This is a genomic window from Nitratidesulfovibrio sp. SRB-5 (genome assembly GCF_019931275.1).
Taxonomy (GTDB): Bacteria; Desulfobacterota; Desulfovibrionia; order Desulfovibrionales; family Desulfovibrionaceae; genus Cupidesulfovibrio.
In genome coordinates this window covers 1-1,416 of record NZ_JAIOTY010000009.1, presented here as the reverse complement: position 1 = coordinate 1,416, position 1,416 = coordinate 1, and the positions used below count along the sequence as shown (strand labels likewise).

Below are 1,416 nucleotides of genomic sequence, written 5' to 3'. Positions count from 1 at the left end.
TGGCCCAGCACTTCGGCGGCGGTGTTACGGCCGTTGGCGGTGCGGATGGCCATTTCCACCAGCTTGTCGCCGGCGCCGTCCATGGTCAGTTCCTTGCGCAGGATGCCGGACACGTCCACGTCGATGTGTTCGCTCATGGTGCGCACGGTGCGCGGGTTGGCGCACAGCTTCACCACGGGAAGGATGGGGTTGCCGATCACGTTGCCCTGCCCGGTGGGGAACAGGTGCACCACGAAACCGGCGGCGGCGCACAGGGTCACCATTTCGGCGGCGGCGGAAGAGGAATCCATGAACCACAGGCCGGGGCCGGTGGGGGCTTCGGCCTTGTCCAGGCAGCCCACGACCGGGGCCTTGCGGCCGATCTTCTGGATGTTGCCGAGCGCCTTTTCCTCGATGGTGGTCAGGCCGCCTTCGATGTTGCCCTTGGTGGGCTGGGAGTCGGAAAGGTCGCTGGTCTTGTGGTCGTCCACCAGCTTCGCGTAGCGGTCAAAGAAGAACTGGAACTGCTTGCGCACTTCGTCGTTGGCGCAGCGCTCGGCAACCAGGTGCTCGCCGCCGGTCAGTTCGGTGGTTTCACCGAACAGCAGCGTGCAGCCCTGCTCGTACAGCTTGTCGAAGGCGCTGCCCACGGTGGGGTTGGAGGCGATGCCCGAGGTGGTGTCGGATTCGCCGCACTTGGTGGACACCCACAGGTCGCTCACCGGGCATTCCACGCGCTGCAACTCGGTGGCCCAGTGCATGAATTCCTTGGCCTTGCGCGAGGCGGCGCAGATGGTGTTGTGGTCGCCGTTCTGCTCGATGGAGAAGCCCGCGACCGGCTTGCCGGTCTTGGCGATGCCTTCCACGATGCGGCTGGTCCACTGGGGTTCGATGCCGATGACCACCACGGCAGCCACGTTGGGGTTGCTGCCCACGCCGATCAGGGTCCGGAAATGCAGTTCGAGGTCTTCACCAAACTGCAGGCGGCCATACGGGTGCGGCAGGGCCATGGTGCCCTTCACGTTGTTGGCCACCGCTTCCGAAGCGGCGTTGGAAAGGTCGTCCAGGGGCAGGATGACAACGTGGTTGCGCACGCCCACGCGGCCATTTTCGCGGCGGTAGCCGAGGAAGGTATTAGCAGTCATTGTACTACCACCTCTTGGTCTTGACGTTGTGAACGTGCAGGTGTTCGCCCTGCTTGATGGGAGCGACGACCTTGCCGATGTCGGTGCCGTACTTCATCACGGTGTCACCCACGGAAAGGTTCTTCAGGGCCAGCTTGTGGCCGATCGGAATATCGTTGAGCACCTTGAAGGTAATGGTCCGGTCTTCGGCCATCACCCAGCCGGTCAGGTCCTGACCAGCCTTGACGCCTTCAACAACCACGACGCCGACGGAATCGCCGTCTTCGTGCACCAGAAATTGGATCGACATGGA

Annotated in this window: 2 protein-coding genes; both read right to left on the bottom strand. The window is 63.5% G+C overall.

Annotation, left to right across the window (positions count from 1 at the left end; genetic code table 11):
- A partial coding sequence (locus K6142_RS16510; RefSeq protein ID WP_223380949.1) for a UxaA family hydrolase occupies window positions 1–1,124 on the bottom strand: 1,124 nt, incomplete at its 3' end.
- Window positions 1,125–1,128: 4 nt separating this feature from the next.
- Complete coding sequence (locus K6142_RS16505) at window positions 1,129–1,413, bottom strand: UxaA family hydrolase (protein ID WP_190246155.1); 285 nt, start codon at window positions 1,411–1,413, stop codon at window positions 1,129–1,131.
- Between the last annotated feature and the right edge of the window lie 3 nt (window positions 1,414–1,416).